A 22688-nucleotide genomic window follows, 5' to 3' on the forward strand; every position below is an offset into this window, starting at 1 on the left:
AGTCCCTTCGAGCGTTCGAACAAGCGGTTCGGGTTCGCGTGGATCAGGCGTCGTCAGCCTACCGCCGGGGTGGCGGGGGCGCGGCCCGGCGTGGGCGTCCGCGGCGGGGGCGGGGGCGGGGGGGGGGCTTCCCCGGCGGACCGCTCAGCGCACGGGCCGCTCAGCGCACGGGCCGCTCGGTACGCGGGCCGCTCGGTACGCGGGCCGCTCAGCGCGGGCCGGGCATCGCGGGCCGGGCATCGCGGGCCGGGCATCGCGGGGCGGGCGCGATCGCCGGACGGCCCTCAGCCCCGGACCACCGACAGGACCTCGTCGCGTACCGCCCTCATCGTCTCCTCGTCCTTCGCCTCGACGTTGAGGCGCAGCAGCGGCTCCGTGTTGGAGGCCCGGAGGTTGAACCACCAGTCGGCGGACGTGGCCGTGAGGCCGTCGAGCTCGTCGAACGTGACATCGTCGCGGTCGCCGTACGCCGCCTTGATCGCGGCCAGGCGGCCCACCTGGTCGTCGACCGTGGAGTTGATCTCGCCCGAGCCCGTGTACCGGTCGTACTGGGCGACCAGTTCGGACAGCGGGCCTTCCTGGCCACCCAGCGCGGCCAGGACGTGGAGGGCGGCGAGCATGCCCGTATCGGCGTTCCAGAAGTCCCGGAAGTAGTAGTGCGCGGAGTGCTCGCCGCCGAAGATCGCGCCGTGCGCGGCCATCTCCGCCTTGATGAAGGAGTGGCCCACCCGGGTCCGGACGGGGGTTCCGCCGTTCTCACGGATCACCTCCGGGACCGACCAGGAGGTGATCAGGTTGTGGATGACGGTGCCCTCGCCACCGTTGCGGGCCAGTTCGCGGGCGGCGACCAGGGCCGTGATCGCGGACGGGGAGACTCCGGCACCCCGCTCGTCGACCACGAAGCAGCGGTCCGCGTCCCCGTCGAAGGCGAGGCCCAGATCGGCGCCCTCGGCGAGCACCCGGGCCTGGAGGTCGACGATGTTCTTCGGGTCGAGGGGATTGGCCTCGTGGTTCGGGAAGGTGCCGTCCAGCTCGAAGTACATGGGGACGAGGTCGAGCGGGAGGCCGGCGAAGACCGTCGGGACCGTGTGGCCGCCCATGCCGTTGCCCGCGTCCACGACGACCTTGAGGGGCCTGATTCCGTCGAGTTCGACCAGCCCCAGCAGGTGCGCGGCGTAGTCGGTCAGGGTGTCGCGCTCGCCGACCGTGCCCGGGGTGGTGGTCGCGGGGATCTGCGGAGCACCGTTTTCGGACCACTGTTCGACCAGGGTGCGGATCTCGGTCAGCCCGGTGTCCTGGCCGACGGGGGCGGCTCCGGCCCGGCACATCTTGATGCCGTTGTACCGCGCCGGGTTGTGCGAGGCCGTGAACATCGCCCCCGGCAGGTCCAGCGCCCCCGACGCGTAGTAGAGCTGGTCCGTCGAGCAGAGCCCGATCAGCGTGACATCGGCACCGCGGGCCGCCGCGCCCCGGGCGAAGGCACCGGCCAGACCCGGTGACGACGGCCTCATGTCGTGGCCGATCACGATCGCGTCCGCTGCGGTGACCTGGACGAACGCCGCTCCGAACAGCTCGGCCAACGGCTCGTCCCACTGGTCGGGCACCACTCCGCGCACGTCGTACGCCTTCACGAGCTGCGACAGATCAGCAACCACGGCCGGTCCTCCTGGGGGTTGGGGCGGAGCGCCCAAACTACCCGGCCGGGCCGAGGGGTCAGGAGTCCGGGGAACGCAGTACGCGCAGGTGACCGCGGCGCGCGACCTCGACCGGATCCGCGGAGCGGGGACCCCGGCCCCCGCCGTCCGGCCCGCGGTCCTGCGGGCGCGCGGCTTCCCGTACGGCATTGGCGAGCGCTTCGAGGTCGTCGCCGCTGGGGCGTGAGGGGGCGGAGCCGTCGGAGAGCCGCACCACCTCCCAGCCGCGCGGCGCGGTGAGCCGCTCACTGTGCTCGGCGCAGAGGTCGTAACAGTGGGGCTCGGCATAGGTGGCGAGCGGGCCGAGGACCGCAGTCGAGTCGGCATAGACGTACGTCAGTGTCGCGACGGCAGGGCGGCCGCACGCGGTGCGCGAACAGCGACGTACAGGGCTCACGATGTTGGACGGTACCGCACTCTTGAGCGGGCTGCGACGACTCCCCCACAGGTCACCCCACCGTGTCGCGCTGTGACCTCCCGCACAGAGGTCCCCGGGGGGACTGCCGTGACCTGCGCGATGACGGGAAAGCGCGTGCTGCGACCGGAACGCCCCGCTCACCCCGGAGGAGGGGGAGCCGATGCCGGGCGAGGGCCCGGAGATCGGATTCGGGGCCGGAAACGGGCTCAACCTTGGCCGGAACGGTCAACTGCGGACCGGTGGCCGGGCCGCGACCCGGTCGCTCTCCGCCCGCCCCGGGGAGGGTTACGCTGCGTCGGTGATGGACAGTCCCGTACCGCCCAGCCCGTCCGAACCGCGGCCCCGTCGCCGTGACCGCCATGGCCGCGGCATGCGGGGGCCCGTCGCCCCGCCCCAGGTGCCCCTGTCCGTGAGCCGGGCGGAGACGTTCCGCGATCTGGTCCAGGACTCGGTGGAGCGGCTGGAGCGGCGCTGGCCCCAGCTGGCCGAGGTGGACTTCGTGGTCCTCGATGTGCCGGGCACGCTGGAGGAGACCGTTCCGCTGGGCAGTGCGCTGGCCGCCGCCAAGGGGCGGCCCGCGCAGATCGTCATCTACCGGCGCCCCGTGGAGATCCGTACCAAGAGCCGCGACGAACGGGCGCTGCTGGTGCACGAGGTCGTCGTGGAGCAGGTCGCGGACCTGCTGGGCCTGGCTCCCGAGTCGGTGGACCCCCGGTACGGGCAGGACTGACTCCGCGCCGGGAGCGGTGAGCCCGTCCGAAGACCGGTGCGGCGGTACGGGCGGGGCCGGCGTCCCCGCCCGTACGCGGAATACCGCCCGGGGCCTCAGTCGGCCAGGACCGACAGATCCTGCTTCGTCGCCGGGACGGCGACCGTTCCCCTGTCGTCCGCCAGTGTCTGCACCGTGAACATCTGGACGCCGCCCTCGGGAAGGGCGAGTGTGCGGGCCGCGTGCACCGGGCCGCCCGATTCCGGCTCGACCGTCAGCGCGTAGGTGCCCTTGAGCCCGGCCGGGACCGGCGGGGTGACCGCGAGCGTCGTACCGGCCTTGACCGTGTACGTCTTGACGGTCTGTTCGCCGCCCTCGCTCCCCGCCGACGCGGTGACCTTCACCTTGGCCGTCGCACCCGGCGCGGTCAGGGAGAGCGTCGAGCCCTTGGCCCGGTTGTCGGCGGCGGTGGCCCGTTCGCCCACCGGACCGGTCGCCGGGATGTAGGCGATCTCCTGCTTGGCGCCGGTGCCGCGCACCACCCGCAGGGCGGCCACGACCGGCGTGGCCCGGCTGCTCTGGACGGGAGTCAGCCGCAGGGAGCCCGCCTCGCCCCGGGTCACGTCCTTCAGGTCGAGGGTCGCGGTCATCCCCGACTTGATGTGCAGGGTGTCGTTGCCGGCCGGGGCGAACGTCGCCGTCCCGCCCATCAGCTGCACCTTCACATCCGCGTCGTCCTCGCCGGGGGCGAAGACCACCAGCTGTACGGAGGTGGCGTCGGCCGGGATGCCGGGCATCACGAGGGTGCCCGCCGGGTCCGCGGCGGCCGTCAGCCAGTCGCTGCCCACCTTGTCCTCCGCGACACCGACGACGGCGCCGACCCGTCCGGTACGGGTGGTGACATGGGCGGTCACCCCGTCCACGGCCTCACCGGTCAGGGTGGGGACCAGCACCGCGACGCTCGACCGGGGCTGGATCGTGTAGCCCTCGCTCCCGTCGGACTTGAGGAGCCCTTCGGGGCCGTACAGCTCGATGTCGGCCACGGCGGCCGTGTCGTCCGGGTTGGTGAGGTGGATGTAGTCCTGACGGGACTTCGCGGTGCTCACCCCGGGGAACCAGAAGTCCGTGTCGGGTGCCGTGCAGCCGAGCCCGAGGAGCCCGCGGCTGTCACCTGCGGCGACGACGGTCGTCTGCTGGGCGGCCCAGCCGGGGGCCGACCGGCCGGTGGCGGTGCCGACCAGGGCGGGGGCGTCGGCGCCGGAGGCCTCGGCGGTGGCCGGCTTGCCGGGCTCCTTGACGGAGATGACCGGCTTCTCGGCCTTCTCCTTCGCCTTCCTCGCCTTTTCCTCGGCCTTCTTGACCTTCTTGGGGTCCTTCTCGTCCTGCTCGGTCTTCTCGTCCGTCTCCGGCGGCGCGTCCTCGTCGTCCGGGACCGGCACGGCCGGCTTCAGCTCGGCGCCGCCCTCGGCCGGGGCCCCCTTCCCGGTGGCGCCCTGCCCCGCCGGGGTGAACGACGTGTACCGCGTGTCCGCGAGATCGGAGCCACTGGGCGCCGGGCAGAGCAGGCTGGAGCGTTCGACGGGCAGCCGGGAAGTGGGCTTCGCCTCCGTCGTATCCCCCTCGCCGGGCGCGGTGAGCGCGGCGAACCCGGTGACGGCGGCGAGGGCGACGGTGCCCGCGATGAGGGACAGGTGGGTGGACTTCACTCGGACTCGCCTCGCGATGCGTTACCGGACTGCCACGGGGCCTGGCCCGGGGCCGGGTTGTCGACGTGCTCGTTGTACTGGACGGGGTCGGTGGTGTCGGGGTACTGCCGGTGTCCGGTGTGACTGTTGGGGTCGATGTGACCGTTGGGGTCGTGCTGTCCCGGGTACTGCTGCGGCTGCCCCTGGAACTGCTGTGACTGTTCCTGATACTGCTGCGGCTGCTCCAGGTACTGCTGCGACTGTTCCTGGTACGGGACCTGGCCCTCGTACGCCGGGTAGCCCGCGGTCTGCTGCTGGTACGGGTCGTACGCGGCGTTCTGCTGCTGGTACGGGTCGGGCTGCTGGTACGGGTACTGCGTGTAGTCGGCGCCCTGGTACTGCTGCTGACCGTCCCACTCCCCGTACTGCTGCTGCGGCACGGCCGCGTAGTCGCCGGTGTCCTGCTGCTGGGCGTAGGCGGCCTGCCCGTCCGGGGACACGGCGTACGGGTCGGTGTTCTGCTGCGCGGGGATGTACTCCCCGGGCGCACCCGCCTCCGCCACCGGCGCCTGATCCGGCCGGTCCTGCTGAGCCGGGTGAGCCTGCTGAGCCGGGTGACTCGGCTGATGCGGCTGGGGTGTTCCGCCGTCCCGGCCGGCCTCCACCGGTTCCGCCTCGGCCTCGGCCTCCGCCTGCGCGGCCGCGCGCAGCCTGCGTGCCCGGCGGCCGTCGCCCTCGATCGGCTCCGCGACGGCGGCCTCCTCCTCGGGCAGGTCGTCGTCGATCTCCCGGCGGCGGCCCGGCAGGGCCAGGACCACCAGCACGACGGCGAGGGCGACCTGCGTCCAGATCCACGCGGTGTGCGTGACCGGGGTGTCGTACGTGAGGTCCAGCCGGCCGCCGTCGGCGGGCAGTTCGAAGCCCTGGGCCCAGCCGTCGACCGTCTTCCGGTTCAGCGGCTTGCCGTCGAGCGTGGCCTGCCAGCCGGGGTCGGCGGCATCGGCGATCCGCAGCACCCGGCCCGGACCGCCCGCGGGAATATCGGTGTGCGCCTCGACCGGGAGCGAGGCGACGGGCTGCCGCTCGCCCTCGCCCGGCGGGACGATCATGATCCGGGCCACCTGCTGGTCGACCCGCCACAGGGCGCTGCCGTCCAGCTGGCTGAGCCGGCTCAGGCCGGGGGTCGAGTCGAGCACCCGGCTCATCCGGCGCGGCGCCCCGTCCCGTACGAGGACGTAGCGGACCGCGAAGCCGCTCAGCTGGCTGCCCTGGTCGGCACCGGAACCGGCGACCAGGTTGGCGACGACCTTGTCGAGGTGGCTGTTGCTGCCGCCCGACTCCGTCAGCTCGGCGTCACCGAGCCGGGCGCCCGAGCCGCGGGCCAGGGTGTAGTCGACGGAATCCACCGATGTGCCGCCGAGCACCAGGGTGCGCGGCTGGTCGCGGGTGGCGCTCTCCTCGGCCACGAACGCGGGCACCTGTACGGGGTCGCGCCGCTCCAGCGGACCGTCGGCGCCGCCGAACATCCAGCCGAAGGCGGCCAGTACGGGAGCCGCGGCGGCGGCCAGCGCGATCAGCGCGGCGACGGGCTGGCGCCAGCCGAAGCTGAGCGCGGCGACGCGCACCCGGGCGCCGTCCGCCCCGAGCAGGGCGGCGGCGATCAGGGCGATGCCGTAGACGAGGGTGGCGGGTCCGGCCCAGCTGAAGCCGTTGGTGATGCCCGCGAAGAGCAGCGCGACGAGCGCGACGGCCCAGGCGGTACGGATGGCGAACTGCCGCTCCCCGCGCATCAGCGCGGCCAGCGCCGCCAGCACGATGCCGAGAAGCAGGACGCCGCCCGCGGCCTTGGGGCCGCCGGGGCTGATCCCGAGCAGGTCGAGCGCGGAGGCCGTGCCCGTACCGAGGTCCAGGCCCGCCTCCTTCAGGAAGGCGGACGGGCTGGTCAGCAGGGACAGCGACCAGGGGGCGAGGATCAGCATCGGGGTGCCGACCGCGGCGAGGAAGCGGAGCCCGTACGCCGTGATGTCCTTCCGGCGCAGCGCCAGCACACCGAGGCCGAGGACCACGGCGAGCGGCCAGACGACGGGCGTGAAGGCCATCGTGAAGGTGAGCAGCAGGGCGTAGGCCCAGGTGGCACGCCAGCTGCCGCGCGCGGTGCTGCCCGTGCCGGTGTCCGCGCGCATCCCGTGGGCGGCGACGGCGGCGCGGGCGATCAGCGGGAGCAGCACGGCCAGTACGGCGGTGCCGAGGCGGCCGGTGGCCAGTGCTCCGGTCGCGGCGGGCAGGAAGGCGTACGCGATGCTCGCCCAGGCCCGCAGCAGCCGCGATTCGAGCAGCGGCCGGGAGGCGAAGTAGGCGGTGAGCCCGGCCAGCGGGACGGAGCAGACCAGCAGCAGGGTGAGCGCGAAGCCGGTGGAGCCGAGGAACAGTGCGGACAGCGCCGAGATCACGGCGAGGTACGGCGGCGCGGACTCGGTGTTGCCGGTTCCGACCGGGTGCCAGCCGTCGGCGTACCGCCCCCAGAGGTCGGCGACGTCACCGGGCGCGGGCAGCAGTGCGCCGCCCGCGAGCGCGCCGCCGCTCAGGAGGCCGCGGCAGGCGATGAGGGAGACCACGAGCAGCAGCGCGAAGAGCACCGGGCCCGGCTTGCGGCCGACCTTCTTGAGCCGGGCGAACTGGTCGATCTCCAGGAAGTCGGCGTCGTCCCCGCCCGGTCCGGACTCCACGGCTCCGTGCCGGGAGCCGCCGGAGTCGGCGTCGGTGCGGCCGCCGAAGTTGCCCGCGACCTGATCGACGGTGGCGCGGACGGTGGCGCCCGGCGGCGGGAAGAGCGCGCGCAGTTCGGCGGCGTCCACCGACCCCTTGCCCCGGCTCCGGCGCGCGGCGAGGATCCGTCCGGGCCGCAGCAGGGTGCCGAAGAGTCCGGCGACCTCGTCGAGCGCCTGGCCGGGCACCTTGCCGACCAGGTAGGCGAGGGTGCGCAGCAGGGTGCCGACGACGAGCCGGAGCAGGACCCAGGGCAGGGCCTTGCCCGCGGTGTTGACGAGCATGGTGTAGGCCGCGCCCGCCTTGTCGACGCGGTGCGGGCTGGAGACCGAGCGGCCGGCGCAGTCGATGGGACGGCGTTCCCGGGCGGATGCCTCGGCGTGCCGCAGGACGGCGTCGGGGGCGACGAGCACCCGGTGTCCCGCCATGTGGGCGCGCCAGCAGAGGTCGACGTCATCGCGCATCAGCGGGAGTCTGCGGTCGAAGCCGCCGAGTTCCTCCCACACATCACGGCGGATCAGCATGCCGGCGGAGGAGACGGAGAGCACGGTACGGACCTGGTCGTGCTGGCCCTGGTCCTGTTCGCGGCGGTCGAGCCCGGTCCAGCGGCGCCCGCTGTTGGCGATGGAGACGCCGACTTCGAGGAGCTGCTTGCGGTCGTACCAGCCGCGCAGTTTGGGTCCGACGATCGCGGCGTGCCGGTCGGTGTCCACGACGCGCAGCATCGCGGCGAGCGCGTCGGGCGCGGGCGCGCAGTCGTCGTGCAGCAGCCAGAGCCACTGGACGGGTTCGCCGTGCGGCAGTTCCGGCAGGTCGTAGTTCTCGTCGACCCAGGTCCGGCTGACGGGGTCCCAGCCGCTGGGGCGCTTGAGGTACGGCAGGTCGTCGGGGGTGAGGACACCGGCCGTGCGGGCCGCCTCGTCGACGGCGGTGCCGAAGCTCGTACGGCGTGCGAGGTGCAGGACGCGTTCGTCGCCGAGCGCCTCGGTGACCAGCCGCGCGGAGTCGTCGGCGCTGCCGGTGTCGGCGGCGACGACGTTCTGTACGGGGCGTTCCTGCCCGAGCAGCCCGGAGAGCGCGTCGGGGAGCCAGCGTGCGCCGTCGTGGGAGACGAGCACGGCGGTGACGACGTGCCGGGGGAACTCTGGGGCGGCGGCGACCGCGTTCGGCGCCGCCGAGTGGCTGTGCACGGACATCGAGGTACGGGCCCTCCGGCCGGGTCCGGGGGGCGTCCCCCCGGGGGCTGCATCGGTGTACACGCGCGCCCCGGCGGGGCGTTGGCGCGTCTCGGACGGGGCCCCACACTAACGGTACGGGTGGGTGGGGGTGTCGCCGAGCAGCGGAACGGGGTCGGACACACGGACGGCCCGTCGCCCGGACCCTGCGGAAGGATACGGAGGACGGGCCGTCCGTGTGGCCGGAGGCGGGGCTACGGCCGGAGATTCGCGCGGGGCCTTCCGACGGCGGCCTCGGACAACTGCCCCGTCGCGGCGGCCCTGTACGCCGCCCTCATGTGCCGTCCCCGGACGGCGCACCGGACGGCGCCTCGGGCGACACCTCTGGCGACACCTCTAGATGGCGGCCTTCTTGAGGCGCCTTCGCTCCCGCTCGGAGAGCCCGCCCCAGATACCGAAACGTTCGTCGTTGGCAAGGGCGTACTCAAGGCATTCCGAACGGACTTCACAGGCGAGGCAGACCTTCTTCGCCTCGCGGGTGGATCCGCCCTTCTCGGGAAAGAAGGACTCGGGATCGGTCTGGGCGCACAGTGCGCGCTCCTGCCAGCCGAGTTCCTCGTCCGCGTCCTCGACCAGCAGTTGCTGGAACAGCTCGGTCATGTGCGCCCCTCGTCTGTCTCTTGCGTCCCGTGATGCGGCCGTTACTGATTGCGGCCGAACGACACGAGTGAAATTACAAGTGTGTAGCTCCGAGCCAGTCAAGCGAGGATCTGCTATTGGCCCAGGTATTCACTCTGCGGAACCAAGCCTATGCGGAAAGTGTGCAAATCACCAAAAACCTGACATGTGCCACAGGCCCTGCCGCGACGCGCCCTCGCCAGGTGAGACGAGTAAGCCTCTCCCTGTGTTGCGATTCGATCACTGAAGCGACCAGGATCACAGTCAGGTCACGAGATTCCAGCGGCGTTTGAAGGCGCGCTCGATGCGCCACATCTCCGCCACCACAGGTGAACAAACCTTTCTTCACCCCTGGCAACCGGAAGGGGTGAAACATTACCCCCCAAATCGGTCAATGGGTTGACAGGGGGAGATCCAGCCGGTCTCCTTGATGTCATGCCAGCGACCTCAGCGATGCACGTCACCCACGTCCGTGGGTTCCGTTCCGCTGTTCAGGCCCGCTGTTGCTGTTCCAGCTGTCACAGCTGTTGAAGCCCTGAAGCTCCAGCTCTGATCCAGCACAACTCTCCGCACCGCATCCCGTTCTTCCGACGGCCGTTCCCCGGCCGTCTCCCGCTCATCGCGGGCTCCCCGCACGTGCACCCCCCATGCCGAGGACCACCTCACCCATGAACAGCGACAGCGACCTTCAGATCGCCGGCGACATCCTCGAGGTCCAGCACCTTCTCCAGCCGGCCCGCGAACATCCCTCCACCGTGGCCGAGTTCGCCGGACTCGCCCGCTCCATCGCCGCCGACCGGGCGCAGTGGGCCCCGCTCGTACGGTTCGACACGACCACCCGCTGGTACCACCGGCTGCGCACCGGCCCCGGCTACGAGGTCTGGCTGCTCAGCTGGGTTCCCGGACAGGGCAGCGGGCGGCACGGCCACGGCCCGTCCTCCGGCGCACTGACCGTGCTGGAGGGCGAGTTGACCGAACGCACCGGGCGCGGCAGCCGTGTCCTGGGCTCCGGCGCGCAGCGGGTCTTCGCCCCCGGGTATGTCCACGAAGTGGTCAACGACTCGCTCGAACCGGCCGTCAGTCTGCACATCTACTACCCGGGTCTGACCGAGATGCCGATGCACTCCGCCCAATGCGCCCCGGCGGCCGTGGATGTCGTACCGGCCTGACAAACTGCTGTCCATGCGCATTGTGGTTCTGGCCGGCGGTATCGGTGGTGCTCGTTTTCTGCGTGGCCTCAAGCAGGCCTCGCCCGACGCGGACATCACGGTGATCGGCAACACGGGTGACGACATCCATCTGTTCGGGCTGAAGGTCTGTCCCGACCTCGACACCGTGATGTACACCCTCGGCGGTGGCATCGACGAGGAGCAGGGCTGGGGGCGTACGGACGAGAGCTTCCACGTCAAGGAGGAGCTGGCGGCCTACGGCGTGGGACCGGACTGGTTCGGTCTCGGCGACCGTGACTTCGCGACCCACATCGTCCGTACGCAGATGCTCGGCGCGGGCTATCCGCTGAGCGCGGTCACCGAGGCGCTCTGCGCGCGCTGGCAGCCGGGGGTCCGGTTGCTGCCGATGTCCGACGACCGGGTTGAGACACATGTGGCGGTCGATGTGGACGGCGAGAGCAAGGCGGTCCACTTCCAGGAGTACTGGGTGAAGCTGCGGGCCTCGGTCGAGGCGCAGGCGATCGTGCCGGTCGGCGCGGAGCAGGCCAAGCCCGCGCCGGGGGTGCTGGAGGCCATCGCCGCGGCCGATGTCATCGTCTTCCCGCCGTCCAACCCCGTGGTGTCGGTGGGGACGATCCTCGCCGTGCCGGGGATCCGGGAGGCCATCGCGGAGGCCGGGGTGCCGGTCGTCGGCCTCTCCCCCATCGTCGGGGGCGCCCCCGTGCGGGGCATGGCGGACAAGGTGCTGGCGGCGGTGGGCGTCGAATCGACGGCCGCCGCGGTGGCCCAGCACTACGGTTCGGGACTGCTGGACGGCTGGCTGGTCGACACGGTGGACGCCGGGACGGTCGGCGAGGTCGAGGCGGCGGGGATCCGCTGCCGCGCGGTGCCGCTGATGATGACGGACGTGGACGCGACGGCCGAGATGGCCCGCCAGGCGCTGACCCTGGCCGAGGAGGTCCGGGCATGAGCGGCGCCGGGGCCGGGACGCCCTCCTTCCGGGTGTGGGCACTGCCCGGGATTCCCGAGGTGCGGGCGGGGGACGACCTCGCGAAGCTGATCGCCGCGGCGGAGCCGGGGCTGGTGGACGGCGATGTCCTGCTCGTCACCTCGAAGATCGTCTCCAAGGCGGAGGGCCGGATCGTCGAGGCGGCGGACCGGGAGGCGGCGATAGACGCCGAGACGGTACGTGTGGTGGCGCGGCGCGGGCCGCTGCGGATCGTGGAGAACCGGCAGGGGCTGGTCATGGCCGCGGCCGGCGTCGATGCCTCGAACACACCCGCCGGGACCGCGCTGCTGCTGCCCGAGGACTCCGACGCCTCGGCGCGGGCGATCCGGGACGGGCTGCGGGACACGCTCGGGGTCGAGATCGGTGTCATCGTCACGGACACCTTCGGGCGGCCCTGGCGCAACGGGCTGACCGATGTGGCGATCGGGGCGGCCGGGGTCCGGGTGCTGGACGATCTGCGCGGCGGGACGGACACGTACGGCAATCCGCTCAACGCCACCGTCGTCGCGACCGCGGACGAGCTGGCCGCCGCGGGCGACCTGGTCAAGGGCAAGGTCGCGGGGCTGCCGGTCGCGGTGGTGCGGGGGCTGCCGTCGTATGTCGTGGGCGCAGCCGGTGACGAGGATCCCGGGGCGCGGGCCCTGGTGCGGGTCGCGGCCGACGACATGTTCCGGCTCGGGACCTCGGAGGCGGTACGCGAGGCGGTGGCCCTGCGGCGCACGGTGCGCGAGTTCACGGACGAGCCGGTGGACCCGGGGACGGTACGGCGGGCCGTGGCCTCGGCGCTGACCGCTCCGGCGCCGCACCACACGACGCCGTGGCGGTTCGTCCTGCTGGAGTCCGCCGAGTCGCGGACCCGGCTGCTCGACGCGATGCGGGACGCGTGGACCGCGGATCTGCGGCGCGACGGCAAGGACGAGGAGTCGATCACGAAGCGGGTGCGGCGGGGCGATGTGCTGCGCAACGCGCCGTATCTCGCGGTGCCGTGCCTGGTGATGGACGGTTCCCACACCTATGGGGACGAGCGCCGGGACACGGCGGAGCGCGAGATGTTCGTGGTCGCCGCCGGGGCGGGCGTGCAGAACTTCCTGGTGGCGCTGGCGGGTGAGCGGCTGGGCTCGGCGTGGGTGTCCTCGACGATGTTCTGCCGGGACGCGGTGCGGGAGGTGCTGGAGCTTCCGGAGTCCTGGGATCCGTTGGGCGCGGTGGCGATCGGGCACCCGGCGGGTGCTCCTCGGGAGCGGGGCGTCCGGGACGTGGCGGAGTTCGTCACCGTGCGGTGAGAAGCCGTGCGGTGAGCAGTGGCCGTGCGGTGAGAAGCCGTCCGGTGCGGGGCGAGGGCCGCGCGGTGAGGGGGCGGGGTCCGCTGTTCGTCACAGGGGCGCGATATCGCCCGGGGTCATCCGGGGTGCGCGCCTCTTCGGGGTGCGGCCCGAGAGCAGGATCAGCCGGGTCGCCCGGTGGCGCTGCCCCTCGTACGGGGCGAGCAGACTCAGCATGGCCGCGTCGTCGGCGTTTCTGTCGTCGGCGAGCGCATGGCCGACGATGCCCGGGAGGTGGAGGTCGCCGACCGTGACCGCGTCCGGGGAGCCGTTCGAACGCTGAAGCGTTTCGGCCGAGGTCCAGGGGCCGATGCCGGGGATCAGTTCCAGGCGGGCTTTCGCCTCGGGGAGCTCCATCCCGGCCGCCTCCTCCATTCGGCGGGCCACCTTGACCGCTCGCAGGATCGTCGAGGAACGCTTGCTGTCGACGCCCGCCCGGTGCCATTCCCAGGACGGGATCATCGACCAGGCGCGCGGGTCCGGCATCACGTGCAGGCCCAGGTCCGTGACCGGGCCGGGGGCCGGGGTCCCATGCGTCCGGACCAGGTATCGCCAGGCGCGGTACGCCTCGTCGGTGGTGACCTTCTGTTCCAGGACCGACGGGATCAGGGATTCCAGGACCAGGCCCGTGCGCAGCAGCCGCAGACCCGGGCGGTGGTGCCGGGCCAGGGCGAGCAGCCGGTGACGCGGGACGAAGGCGTCCGGGTCGTCCGCCGCACCCAGGAGATCCGGGAGCCCGTCCAGCAGCCATGGGGCGCCCGGCCCCCAGGCCGCCGCCTCGATCCGGCCGCCGCGTGCCGCGACGCGGAGGGTGCCGGGGCCCTGGGGTGTGCGGGTGGCCCGCCAGAAGGTGCCGTCCGCGACCATGCGGAACGTGGGGTCGGCGGGGCCCCGGCGCAGCGGTCCCAGGACCAGGCGCAGGTCCAGGGGGCCCGGCGGGGTCCACTCCCTGGTCACCGCCTGCGCCGCCGGTCCGCCCGGGGCGGTGGTGGACGAAGCGGCCGGGGACGGGGCGGCTCCCGCCCGGGCGGCCTGATGCGGCACGGCCGCTCGCGCGGCGCGGGGTGCGAATCGTCCTGCCACTGATGAAGCCCTCGGTGTGGGTGGGTGGGGTGCTTATCGAGGGTACGGCCGGGCCGGTGTCACTGGTCCGAGGAGAAGCGGACCGACGCGGCCGGTATGACCGCTCCGCACCAGATCCGGACCCCGTCGCGCAGCTCGTTGTCGGCGCCCACCCGGGCCCCGTCACCGATCACCGCGCCCGCCAGCACCGTACGGCTGCCGATCCTGGCGCTGGCACCGACCAGGGAGTCCGTGATGACCGCGCCCGGTTCCACGACCGCGCCGGACAGGATCGTGGAGCCGTCGACGCGGGCGCCCGCACCGATCAGGGCGCCGTCGCCGATGACCGTACCGCCGGTGAGTTTGGCGTCGGGGGCCACGGAGGCGGTGGGCATGACGAGCCGGTCGCCGCAGCGGCCGGGGACGGCGGGGGACGGGGCGCGGCCCAGCACCAGATCGGCGGAGCCGCGTACGAACGCCTGCGGGGTGCCGAGATCGAGCCAGTAGGTGGAGTCGACCATGCCCTGGAGGTGGGCGCCGGAGGCGAGCAGCCCGGGGAAGGTCTCGCGTTCCACGGAGACCGGGCGGCCGGCCGGGATGGTGTCGATGACCGACCTGCGGAAGATGTACGCCCCCGCGTTGACCTGGTCGGTGACGATCTCCTCGGGTGTCTGCGGCTTCTCCAGGAAGGCCGTCACCCGGCCGGTGCCGTCCGTCGGTACGAGGCCGAAGGCGCGCGGGTCCTCGACCCGGGTGAGGTGGAGGGAGACATCCGCCCCGGAGGTGGCGTGCGCCGTGACCAGGGCCCGGATGTCGAGTCCCGTCAGGATGTCGCCGTTGAAGATGAGGACCGGGTCGTCGGGGTCCGAGGTGAGCCGGGACGCCACGTTGCGGATGGCGCCGCCGGTCCCCAGCGGCTCGCGCTCGGTGACGTACTCGATGTGGAGTCCGAGCGCGGAACCGTCGCCGAAGTACGGCTCGAAGACCTCCGCGAGGTAGGACGTCGCGAGCACGATGTGCTCGACCCCGGCCGCCCGAGCGCGTGCCAGCTGGTGTGTGAGGAACGGGACGCCCGCCGCCGGGACCATCGGCTTCGGCGTGTGCACCGTGAGCGGGCGCAGCCTGGTGCCCTTGCCACCGACCAGAAGAATCGCTTCTTTTGCCTCTGTCACAGCACCGTCTCTGCTTCCTGCTGGGGCCTGGCCTCGTTTCGGCTGGCCAGTGTATGCAGACCGGTCGGATCGCCCCCGGTCAGCGGCCCTGCAGACGGGCGGAGCTGGTCCGTGCCGTGCCGAGCTTCTTGTAGAGACGCCCTCCGGGGCATTCGGTTGCGAATCCGTCCCGATGGCCGGAAATGACGTTGAGTTTGACCTTCTTGCCCTTCTTGTACAGGTTGCCGCCGCCGGAGACGAGGGTGGTCTTGCCCTTGGGGTTGGCTCCGAACAGCCCGAGCTTCCAGGCGGTGAGTTTGGCGATGGCGTTCACCGCGGCGGCGGGCGGGTTCTTGGAGGTGAAGGTGCCGAGGACCGCGACTCCCATGCTGTTTGAGTTGAACCCGAGCGTGTGCGCTCCGAGAACGGCCTTCGTCACGCCCCCGGCGCGCCCCTCGTAGATGTTTCCGCACTTGTCGACGGCGAAGTTGTAGCCGAAGTCGCGCCAGCCGCTGCTCTGGACGTGGTAGCGGTAGATGCTGCGCAGGACCGCGGGCGCCTGGGAGCAGCTGTAGTTGTTGCCGGTCGCGCTGTGGTGCACGAAGGCGGCCTTGACCGACTTGGTGTACGCGAACTGGCGCTCGCGGAGCTTCTCGTTCGCGCCCCAGCCCTTCCGTGTGATGATGCGCGGCCGCGGACCGATGTACGGCTTCGCGCCCGCCGCGACGAAGGCCTCCGCCCCCGAATCGGCCTTCGTCGCCGCGGGGATCACCGCACCGGCACGGGTGGCCCCGCGGGCGCGGCCGGCGGTGGGCTGGCGGGGGTCCTCGCCCGGGTCGACCAGTTCGAGACGGAGACCTCCGGGCAGCTCGACGGGGGTGGCGGCGCGGTCCTGCGGGCCGGGTGCCTCCGGGCTCACACGGACCTCGACGCCGTCGGAGTCACCGACCCAGAGGGGAGCCGTGGAGCCGCGGACCGTACGCGCCTTCCCTTCGGCGCTGCCCGGGTCGGCGGCATGCTCGGAGTTGTGCGTCTCGACGTTCTGCCAGTCGGACCAGTGGGTGGTGCCGGTGGCGCGGGTCCGGATCTGGACCGTGCCGTGGAGCTCGGTGTCCACGTCGTCCCAGACCACTCCGACCAGGGAGAAGGGCTGGGCGTCGCTCCGGGGCAGTCCCCGTACGGCGCCCCTGGCGGGCGAGCCGGTGGCCCGGGTGGCCGCGGAGGGGAGCGGCGACAGGGGCAGGGACTGCGTCGAGCCCGGCAGTTCGGCGGCGGGCCCGGCCGGGGTGAAGGCGGCGGATCCGGCGGGCGATGTGGCGGCGGTGGAAGCGGGGCCGTGGGCGGCCGAGGTCCGGCCGGCGACGGAATCTGACGTGGACGACGCGGGTGCGGCGAGCGGCAGGGTGAGTGCCGCCGCGCAGGTGACGCCGATCGAGGTTGCTAGAAGAGCACGCATACACATGATCCTGGCCATATACGTACAACTACGTCTACCCAGACATACGCCCCGAATTGATGGCCCGTCTGCCGAACCGGTGTACGGGAAGCCCGTCGCGCCGCCCCCGTCCAGCACCGCCGCGTACCCTTGCGCGGATGAACTCCAGCGACCGCACCCCCGCCGACCTGCTGCGATCCGCACTGGCCTCGGACCCGGCCCGCCCACTGGTCACTTTCTACGACGACGCCACCGGAGAGCGCGTCGAACTGTCGGTGGCCACCTTCGCCAATTGGGTGGCCAAGACCGCCAACCTGCTCCAGGGAGACCTGGCCGCGGAGCCCGGCGACCGGCTCGCGCTGCTGCTCCCCGCGCACTGGCAGTCCGCGGTCTGGCTGCTCGCCTGCTCCTCGGTCGGAGTGGTCGCCGAGGTGCAGGGCGACCCCGCCGCGGCCGACCTCGTCGTCAGCGGCCCGGACACGCTGGAGCGCGCCCGCGCCTGCGGCGGCGAGCGGGTCGCGCTGGCGCTGCGCCCGCTGGGCGGCCGGTTCCCGCAGCCGCCGGAGGGGTTCGCGGACTACGCGGTGGAGGCGCCCGGTCAGGGCGACCGCTTCGCTCCGTTCGCACCGGTGGACCCGGACGCACCCGCGCTGACCGTGGGCGAGGTCGCGCTGACGGGGGCGCAACTGGTCGCGAAGGCCCGCGAGGATGCCGCCGCCCTGGAGCTCACGCCCGGATCGCGGCTGCTCACAGGACACACGTACGACAGCTGGGAGGGGCTCAGCACCGGACTCTTCGCGCCGCTGGCCGCCGGAGGCTCCGTGGTCCTGTGCCGGCACCTCGGGCAGCTCGGCGAGGACGGCCTCGCCAAGCGCGTCGAGAGCGAGCGGGTCACCAACACCGCGGTATGACAAGCACCCTGAGTGTCACTCGTCCGGCCTACGGCGGGCCGAGTCCCCAGGATTGAGCATCCACTCAGGTACATGATCGGCGGTACGGACCACTCTCCCCGGATGCACAACCAAGCGTGAGGTTCAGCCGTCTATTCCTGCGACCGGCGGCCCATCGCGCCGCCGAACGTGAAGGATGGACGCATACGTGACCGACAGCGCTGGCACGCCGGCCGACCCGGAGCACCCGGCCGAGGACAAGCGGCAGGACGGAGCGCAGGAAGATTCCCGGGCCGCCGCCGCGCAGGACGAGGCGGAGAAGACGGGACAGCCGGGCAAGGCCGACGGGAATCAAGAGCCGGGCACGGGGGACGACGCGGGAGCCGCGGGCACGGACACCGGGGACAGCGGCCCCGGCGGCGCCCCGGGGAGCGGCGCCGCCGAAGGCGGCGGCGTGCGGACCTGGGCCGACCGGCCCAAGGGCGGCATCGCCGCCGGGCACCGGAGCCACTGGCTCCGCTGGACCGCCCTCGCCGCCTCGTTCCTCGTACTGATCGCCGCGGGAGCCGGCTGGTGGCTCTACAAGAAGCTCGACGGCAATATCAGGACCGACACGAGCGCCGCCGCCGAACTGAAGGCGTACGAGAAGGAACGCCCCACTCCGGTCGCGCAGGACGCCCAGAACATCCTGCTCATCGGGTCCGACAGCAGATCCGGCGACAACCGTGAGTACGGCCGCGACGACGGCGGCAGCCAGCGCTCCGACACCACGATCCTGCTGCACCTCGCGGCGGACCGGAAGAGCGCCACCGCGATGTCCGTCCCGCGTGACCTGATGGTGGAGATCCCGAGCTGCCACACCGCGGGCAAGAAGACCACCGGGGAACAGTTCGCCCAGTTCAACTCGGCCTTCGAACTCGGCGGCACGGCCTGCACGATCCGCACGGTGGAGCGGATGACCGGCATCCGCGTCGACCACCACATGGTCGTCGACTTCAACGGCTTCAAGGACATGGTCGACGCCGTGGACGGTGTCGAGATCTGCCTCAAGGAGCCGATCGACGACGCCGACGCGCACCTCAGACTCCCGTCGGGGCGGCAGAAGCTGGACGGCGAGGAGGCGCTCGGATACGTACGGGCCCGCAAGTCCATCGGCAACGGCAGCGACACCGAGCGGATGGACCGCCAGCAGCGATTCCTGGGCGCCCTGGTGAACAAGATGCAGAGCAACGGCGTCCTGCTCAACCCGACCCGCCTGTACCCGGTGCTGGACGCGGCGACCAAGTCGCTGACGACGGACCCGGGTCTGGACTCGCTGAGGGACCTGTACGACCTGGTGCGCGGCATGCGCGACGTACCGACCGACAAGGTGCAGTTCCTGACGGTCCCCCGGCAGCCGTACAGCCAGAACAGGAACCGGGACGAACTCGTCGAACCGGATGCCGGACGACTGTTCAAGCAACTGCGCGAGGACCAGCCGGTCGCCGTGGTACCGGCCGATGAACTCAAGGAGAAGAACAAGGGCGTGGGCACCGGAGACGGTACGCGGAACGGGAAACCGGACAGCGCGGGCCCGGGAAGCCCGACGCCCGAACCCATGTATTCGGGCTCGAATGCGGCCGACGACCTGTGTAAGCAGTAAAGCAATTCCCAAGTCACACACGGCAATCGACTCATAATGGGAAGAATGCCCGGTTGTAAGCGGCGTGGAATGTGTCACGCACGTCGCTCGACTCCGAACCGGGCGGATAGTGTGACGCGATCCGGTGCTTCCGGCCATTCGGCCGTGCACTGCTGGAGCGAAAGAACGAGCGCCTTTTCGGGGGAGGCGCCTCGCGTGGCACCGACGGAGGACTCAAGCAACCGTGGATGCGCAAAGCCGTGGGCGGGCGGACGAGATCGACCCCGCAGACCAGTGGGTACTCAACCCGCACACCGGCAACTACGAACTGCGACTGGACCAATCCGCAGGGGAGTCGTCCCGCCCGCCGGGCGTGGCGGCCCCCCGCGGATCCGGCCGCAGCGCCTCCCCCTCCCCCGACGGGTCCGGACGCCCCGGACAGGGCGCGGGCGACAGCACCGGCACCGCGGACGCCCCGCGCCGTGAGGTGCCCGGACAGCGCAGCCGCCATTCGGCACAGGGCCGCCGCGGTCCGACGGCCACCGCCGCCGGCCCCGCGCCCGCCGGCCGCCGCAAGCGCAAGCCCCCCAAGGCCCGCAAGAAGAAGGCGCTGCTGTGGACGGGCGGGGTGATGGCGTTCGTCGTCGTCGCCGGCTCGGCCGGGGCCTACGCCCTGTACCAGCACTTCAACGGGAACCTCAACACGATCGACGTGGGCGACGCGGGCAGCAAGAGCGTCACCGCCGACGGCCCGATGAACATCCTGATCATCGGCACCGACAAGCGCACCGGCAAGGGCAACGAGGGCTACGGCGACAAGGGCAGTACCGGCCATGCCGACACCAACATCCTCTTCCACGTCTCCGAGGACCGCACCAACGCCACGGCGATGAGCATCCCGCGCGACCTGAAGATCCCGATCCCGGACTGCGAGACGAAGCAGAAGGACGGCACGACCAAGGTCATCCAGGGCACCGCGCTCGACCGTTTCAACACGAGCCTCGGCCAGGAGGGCCGCGACCCGGGCTGCACCATGCGGACGGTCAAGCAGATCACCGGCATACAGGTCGACCACTTCATGATGGTCGACTTCAACGCGGTCAAGGAGCTGTCCACCGCGGTCGGCGGCGTCAAGGTCTGCATGGCCAAGCCGGTCGACGACCCGAAGTCCCATCTGAAGCTGCCCAAGGGCGAGTCGACCGTGCAGGGCGAGGAGGCACTCGCCCTGCTGCGCACCCGGCACAGCTTCGGCAACGAGAGCGACCTCGACCGGATCAAGGTGCAGCAGCAGTTCCTGGGCTCGATGATCCGGCAGATGAAGTCGGACGACACCCTGACCAGTGCCCCGAAGCTGTACAAGCTGGCCGACACGGCGACCAAGGCGCTCACGGTCGACTCCGGCATCGGCAGCGTGACGAAGCTGACGAGCCTCGCCCAGGAGATCGGCAAGGTCGACACGAAGAACATCACCTTCGTGACCATGCCGGTGATCGACAACCCGGCCGAGCCGACCCCGATCACCGTGGTCCCGGCGCCGGAGAAGGCCGAGCAGCTGTTCGCGATGATGCGCTCGGACACCTCGCTCACCGAGGTGAAGAAGAAGGAGAAGGCCGCCAAGAGCAAGCAGGCCAAGCTCCTCAAGGGTCCGAAGGCCGACGCGGCCGACGTACGCGTGGATGTCCTCAACGGCGGCGGCATCCCGGGCGCCGCGGGCTCCACCGTGACCTGGCTCCAGGTCGAGAAGGGCGTACTGAAGTCCACCAACAAGGCCAACGGCCCGAAGATCGACAAGACGACGCTGGCGTACGCGCCCAATCAGGCCGACCAGGCGCGCACGCTCGCCGAGATGATGGGGCTGCCCGCCACCGCGCTGAAGCAGGGCACCACCGACGCCGAAGAACTTCAGGCGATGGTGCTGACGCTGGGGGCGGACTTCAAGGGCGCGGGAACGCCCATCACCGGTCCGACGAAGGCGCCGGCCGACATCCAGAGAGCAAGCGCCGACAAGGCGGAATGCGCCAAGTGACACCGGGTCACCGCGCTACAGCAAGAGACTGAGCAGCAGGGGGGATCCGGTGGGACGGAGCAGCACGCCCGGGGAGGGGACGCGGCCACGCGTCCGGCAAGCCGATCAACTCGGCTGGGACGAGAGTCTCTACGAGGGTGACGGCGAGGGCGGGAGCAGGGGCAAGGAGCGGGGCCGAGGCCGGAACGCCGGCGGAGGCGACCATTCCGATTCACCCGGGAGCCGGCACCGGGGCGGCGGGCCCCACCGTCGCGGCCGACGCACGGCCAAACGCGGCAAACGGCGCATACTGCGCTGGGTCGCGTCCGTGCTCGCCCTGTTGATACTCGGTGCCGGTGGCGCCGGTTACCTCTACTACGAGCACCTCAACGGCAACATCAAGAAAGAGGACCTGACCCTCGGCGACAAGAAGATGGCCGATCACAAGGCCAACGCCGCCGGTCAGACCCCGCTGAACATCCTGCTCATCGGCTCCGACGCGCGGGACTCCAAGGAGAACCAGAAGCTCGGCGGCGCGAAGGAGACCTTCGGCGCCCGGCCGCTCGCGGATGTGCAGATGCTGCTCCATCTCTCCGCGGACCGCAGCAACCTCTCCGTGGTCAGCATGCCGCGCGACACGATGCTGAAGATGCCCAAGTGCACCGACCCCAAGACGGACAAGGTGTATCCGGCCAGCACGGGCAACGTACAGACCAACGAGAGCCTGGGCCGCGGCGGTCCCGGCTGCACGGTGGCCACCTGGTACGAACTCACCGGCATCACGATCGACCACTTCATGATGATCGACTTCGCGGGCGTGGTCTCGATGGCCGACGCGATCGGCGGCGTCCCCGTCTGCGTGGACGCCAACATCGAATCGCGCTCCAGCGACGGCAAGGGGTCCGGGCTGAAGCTGGAGAAGGGCACCACGTCCATCAAGGGCAAGCAGGCGCTCCAGTGGCTGCGCACCCGGTACGGCTTCGAGGACAACACCGACCTCGGCCGCGCCAAGGCCCAGCACCAGTACATGAACTCGATGGTCCGCGAGCTGCGCAAGGGCACCAAGCTGACCGACCCCACGAAGCTGATGAACCTCGCCGAGGCCGCCACGGACGCGCTGACGGTCGACAAGGGCCTCGACACGGTCAAGAAGCTGTACGACCTGGCCGAGGAGCTCAAGAAGGTCCCGACCAAGCGCATCACCATGTCGACCATGCCGAACGTGTACGGCACGGGCACGCTCAAGGGCCGGGTGTTCCCCAAGGCGGGTGACGCCGAGCAGCTGTTCCGGATGGTGCGCGAGGACATCCCGCTCGACGGCAAGGCGTCCAAGCGCAAGGCGACGGTCACCAAGGACCCGTCCGCACCGGTCGGCGAGATCGCGGTCAGCGTGCGCAACGCGACCCGCTCCGACACCCTCGGCTCGGCCGGGGGGCGTGCCGCCGCGGTGGAGAAGACGCTGAAGGACGCCGGCTTCGCGAAGGCCACGGTCGACTGGCAGAACATGACCGGAGCGGCCCGGACCGGGATCCTGTACCCGAGCGCCGATATGGAGGGCGATGCCCAGGCGGTCGCCAAGGCACTCGGCATCCCGGTCTCGCTGGTGAAGAAGTCGACCGATGTCTCGGGCATCTCGCTCGCGGTGGGAGCCGACTGGCGTGAGGACGGGGCCTACCCCGCGCCCAAGGGCCAGGAGAAGACCCCGGATTCGGCCGGGGCGCTCAACGGCCAGGAAGAGGCGTGCATGAAGGTCAACCCGAACTACATCTGGTCCTGACCGGCTGCGGCCGGACGGCCCGACACCGGCTGCGGCCGGACGGTCCGACCGGCGGCGACCGGACGAAGGGAGGGGCCCCACCGCGAACGGTGGGGCCCCTCCCTTCGTCGTACGTCGTCGTC

The 22688-nt window shown here is 71.7% G+C and carries 16 protein-coding genes; 8 read left to right on the forward strand and 8 right to left on the reverse strand.

Features of this window, described 5'->3' with window-relative positions:
* Positions 1 to 284: 284 nt before the first annotated feature.
* Positions 285 to 1655 (reverse strand): phosphomannomutase/phosphoglucomutase, encoded by a 1371-nt coding sequence (locus OHA98_RS34350; RefSeq protein ID WP_266931607.1) that lies wholly within the window; start codon positions 1653 to 1655, stop codon positions 285 to 287.
* Positions 1656 to 1713: 58 nt separating this feature from the next.
* Positions 1714 to 2091: a DUF3499 domain-containing protein gene (locus OHA98_RS34355; RefSeq protein WP_266931609.1), complete on the reverse strand. Its 378-nt coding sequence runs from the start codon at positions 2089 to 2091 to the stop codon at positions 1714 to 1716.
* Between the two features lie 322 nt (positions 2092 to 2413).
* On the opposite strand from OHA98_RS34355, the gene OHA98_RS34360 reads away from it, so the two are divergent.
* Complete coding sequence (locus tag OHA98_RS34360) at positions 2414 to 2842, forward strand: metallopeptidase family protein (protein ID WP_266932533.1); 429 nt, start codon at positions 2414 to 2416, stop codon at positions 2840 to 2842.
* A 95-nt stretch (positions 2843 to 2937) separates the two neighbouring features.
* Here OHA98_RS34360 and OHA98_RS34365 read toward each other — a convergent pair whose 3' ends face one another.
* From OHA98_RS34365 to OHA98_RS34375, 3 genes are all read right to left on the reverse strand, one after another.
* Positions 2938 to 4527, reverse strand: a complete 1590-nt coding sequence (locus OHA98_RS34365) for a DUF5719 family protein (RefSeq protein ID WP_266931610.1) — start codon at positions 4525 to 4527, stop codon at positions 2938 to 2940.
* Positions 4524 to 8468: a glycosyltransferase gene (locus OHA98_RS34370; protein WP_266931611.1), complete on the reverse strand. Its 3945-nt coding sequence runs from the start codon at positions 8466 to 8468 to the stop codon at positions 4524 to 4526. The genes OHA98_RS34365 and OHA98_RS34370 overlap by 4 nt, the downstream gene beginning before the upstream one ends.
* A gap of 375 nt (positions 8469 to 8843) precedes the next feature.
* Entirely contained in the window at positions 8844 to 9107 is a 264-nt protein-coding gene (locus tag OHA98_RS34375; RefSeq protein ID WP_014046372.1) for a WhiB family transcriptional regulator, read from the reverse strand.
* Between the two features lie 686 nt (positions 9108 to 9793).
* Here OHA98_RS34375 and OHA98_RS34380 point away from each other — a divergent pair.
* From OHA98_RS34380 to OHA98_RS34390, 3 genes are read left to right on the forward strand one after another with little or no spacing between them, the layout of a single operon-like run.
* Positions 9794 to 10294 (forward strand): cysteine dioxygenase family protein, encoded by a 501-nt coding sequence (locus tag OHA98_RS34380; protein ID WP_266931613.1) that lies wholly within the window; start codon positions 9794 to 9796, stop codon positions 10292 to 10294.
* 13 nt (positions 10295 to 10307) lie between these two features.
* Complete coding sequence (cofD, locus tag OHA98_RS34385) at positions 10308 to 11264, forward strand: 2-phospho-L-lactate transferase (RefSeq protein ID WP_266931614.1); 957 nt, start codon at positions 10308 to 10310, stop codon at positions 11262 to 11264.
* The gene (locus tag OHA98_RS34390) at positions 11261 to 12586 is read left to right on the forward strand and encodes a coenzyme F420-0:L-glutamate ligase (RefSeq protein ID WP_266931615.1); all 1326 of its coding nucleotides are present in this window, start codon (positions 11261 to 11263) and stop codon (positions 12584 to 12586) included. The genes cofD and OHA98_RS34390 overlap by 4 nt, the downstream gene beginning before the upstream one ends.
* Before the next feature lie 90 nt (positions 12587 to 12676).
* Here the strand turns inward: OHA98_RS34390 and OHA98_RS34395 are convergent, their stop codons facing one another.
* The 3 genes from OHA98_RS34395 to OHA98_RS34405 form a co-directional block, all read right to left on the reverse strand.
* On the reverse strand, positions 12677 to 13708 hold the full coding sequence (locus tag OHA98_RS34395; protein WP_266931617.1) for a DNA-3-methyladenine glycosylase: 1032 nt from the start codon (positions 13706 to 13708) through the stop codon (positions 12677 to 12679).
* Between the two features lie 59 nt (positions 13709 to 13767).
* The gene (locus OHA98_RS34400) at positions 13768 to 14859 is read right to left on the reverse strand and encodes an NDP-sugar synthase (protein ID WP_266931618.1); all 1092 of its coding nucleotides are present in this window, start codon (positions 14857 to 14859) and stop codon (positions 13768 to 13770) included.
* 79 nt (positions 14860 to 14938) lie between these two features.
* The gene (locus tag OHA98_RS34405; RefSeq protein ID WP_266931619.1) at positions 14939 to 16294 is read right to left on the reverse strand and encodes an N-acetylmuramoyl-L-alanine amidase; all 1356 of its coding nucleotides are present in this window, start codon (positions 16292 to 16294) and stop codon (positions 14939 to 14941) included.
* A 137-nt stretch (positions 16295 to 16431) separates the two neighbouring features.
* Here OHA98_RS34405 and OHA98_RS34410 point away from each other — a divergent pair, with 137 nt between their 5' ends.
* From OHA98_RS34410 to OHA98_RS34425, 4 genes are all read left to right on the forward strand, one after another.
* Positions 16432 to 17184: a TIGR03089 family protein gene (locus OHA98_RS34410; RefSeq protein ID WP_266931620.1), complete on the forward strand. Its 753-nt coding sequence runs from the start codon at positions 16432 to 16434 to the stop codon at positions 17182 to 17184.
* Positions 17185 to 17359: 175 nt separating this feature from the next.
* Positions 17360 to 18805, forward strand: a complete 1446-nt coding sequence (locus tag OHA98_RS34415; RefSeq protein WP_266931621.1) for an LCP family protein — start codon at positions 17360 to 17362, stop codon at positions 18803 to 18805.
* A 223-nt stretch (positions 18806 to 19028) separates the two neighbouring features.
* Positions 19029 to 20810, forward strand: coding sequence for an LCP family protein (locus tag OHA98_RS34420; RefSeq protein ID WP_266931623.1), 1782 nt, complete (start codon positions 19029 to 19031; stop codon positions 20808 to 20810).
* Positions 20811 to 20859: 49 nt separating this feature from the next.
* A complete protein-coding gene (locus tag OHA98_RS34425) occupies positions 20860 to 22566 on the forward strand; it encodes an LCP family protein (RefSeq protein ID WP_266931624.1) in 1707 nt (568 codons plus the stop codon).
* Positions 22567 to 22688: the final 122 nt, after the last annotated feature.

The organism is Streptomyces sp. NBC_00654 (assembly GCF_026341775.1).
Classification (GTDB): Bacteria; Actinomycetota; Actinomycetes; order Streptomycetales; family Streptomycetaceae; genus Streptomyces.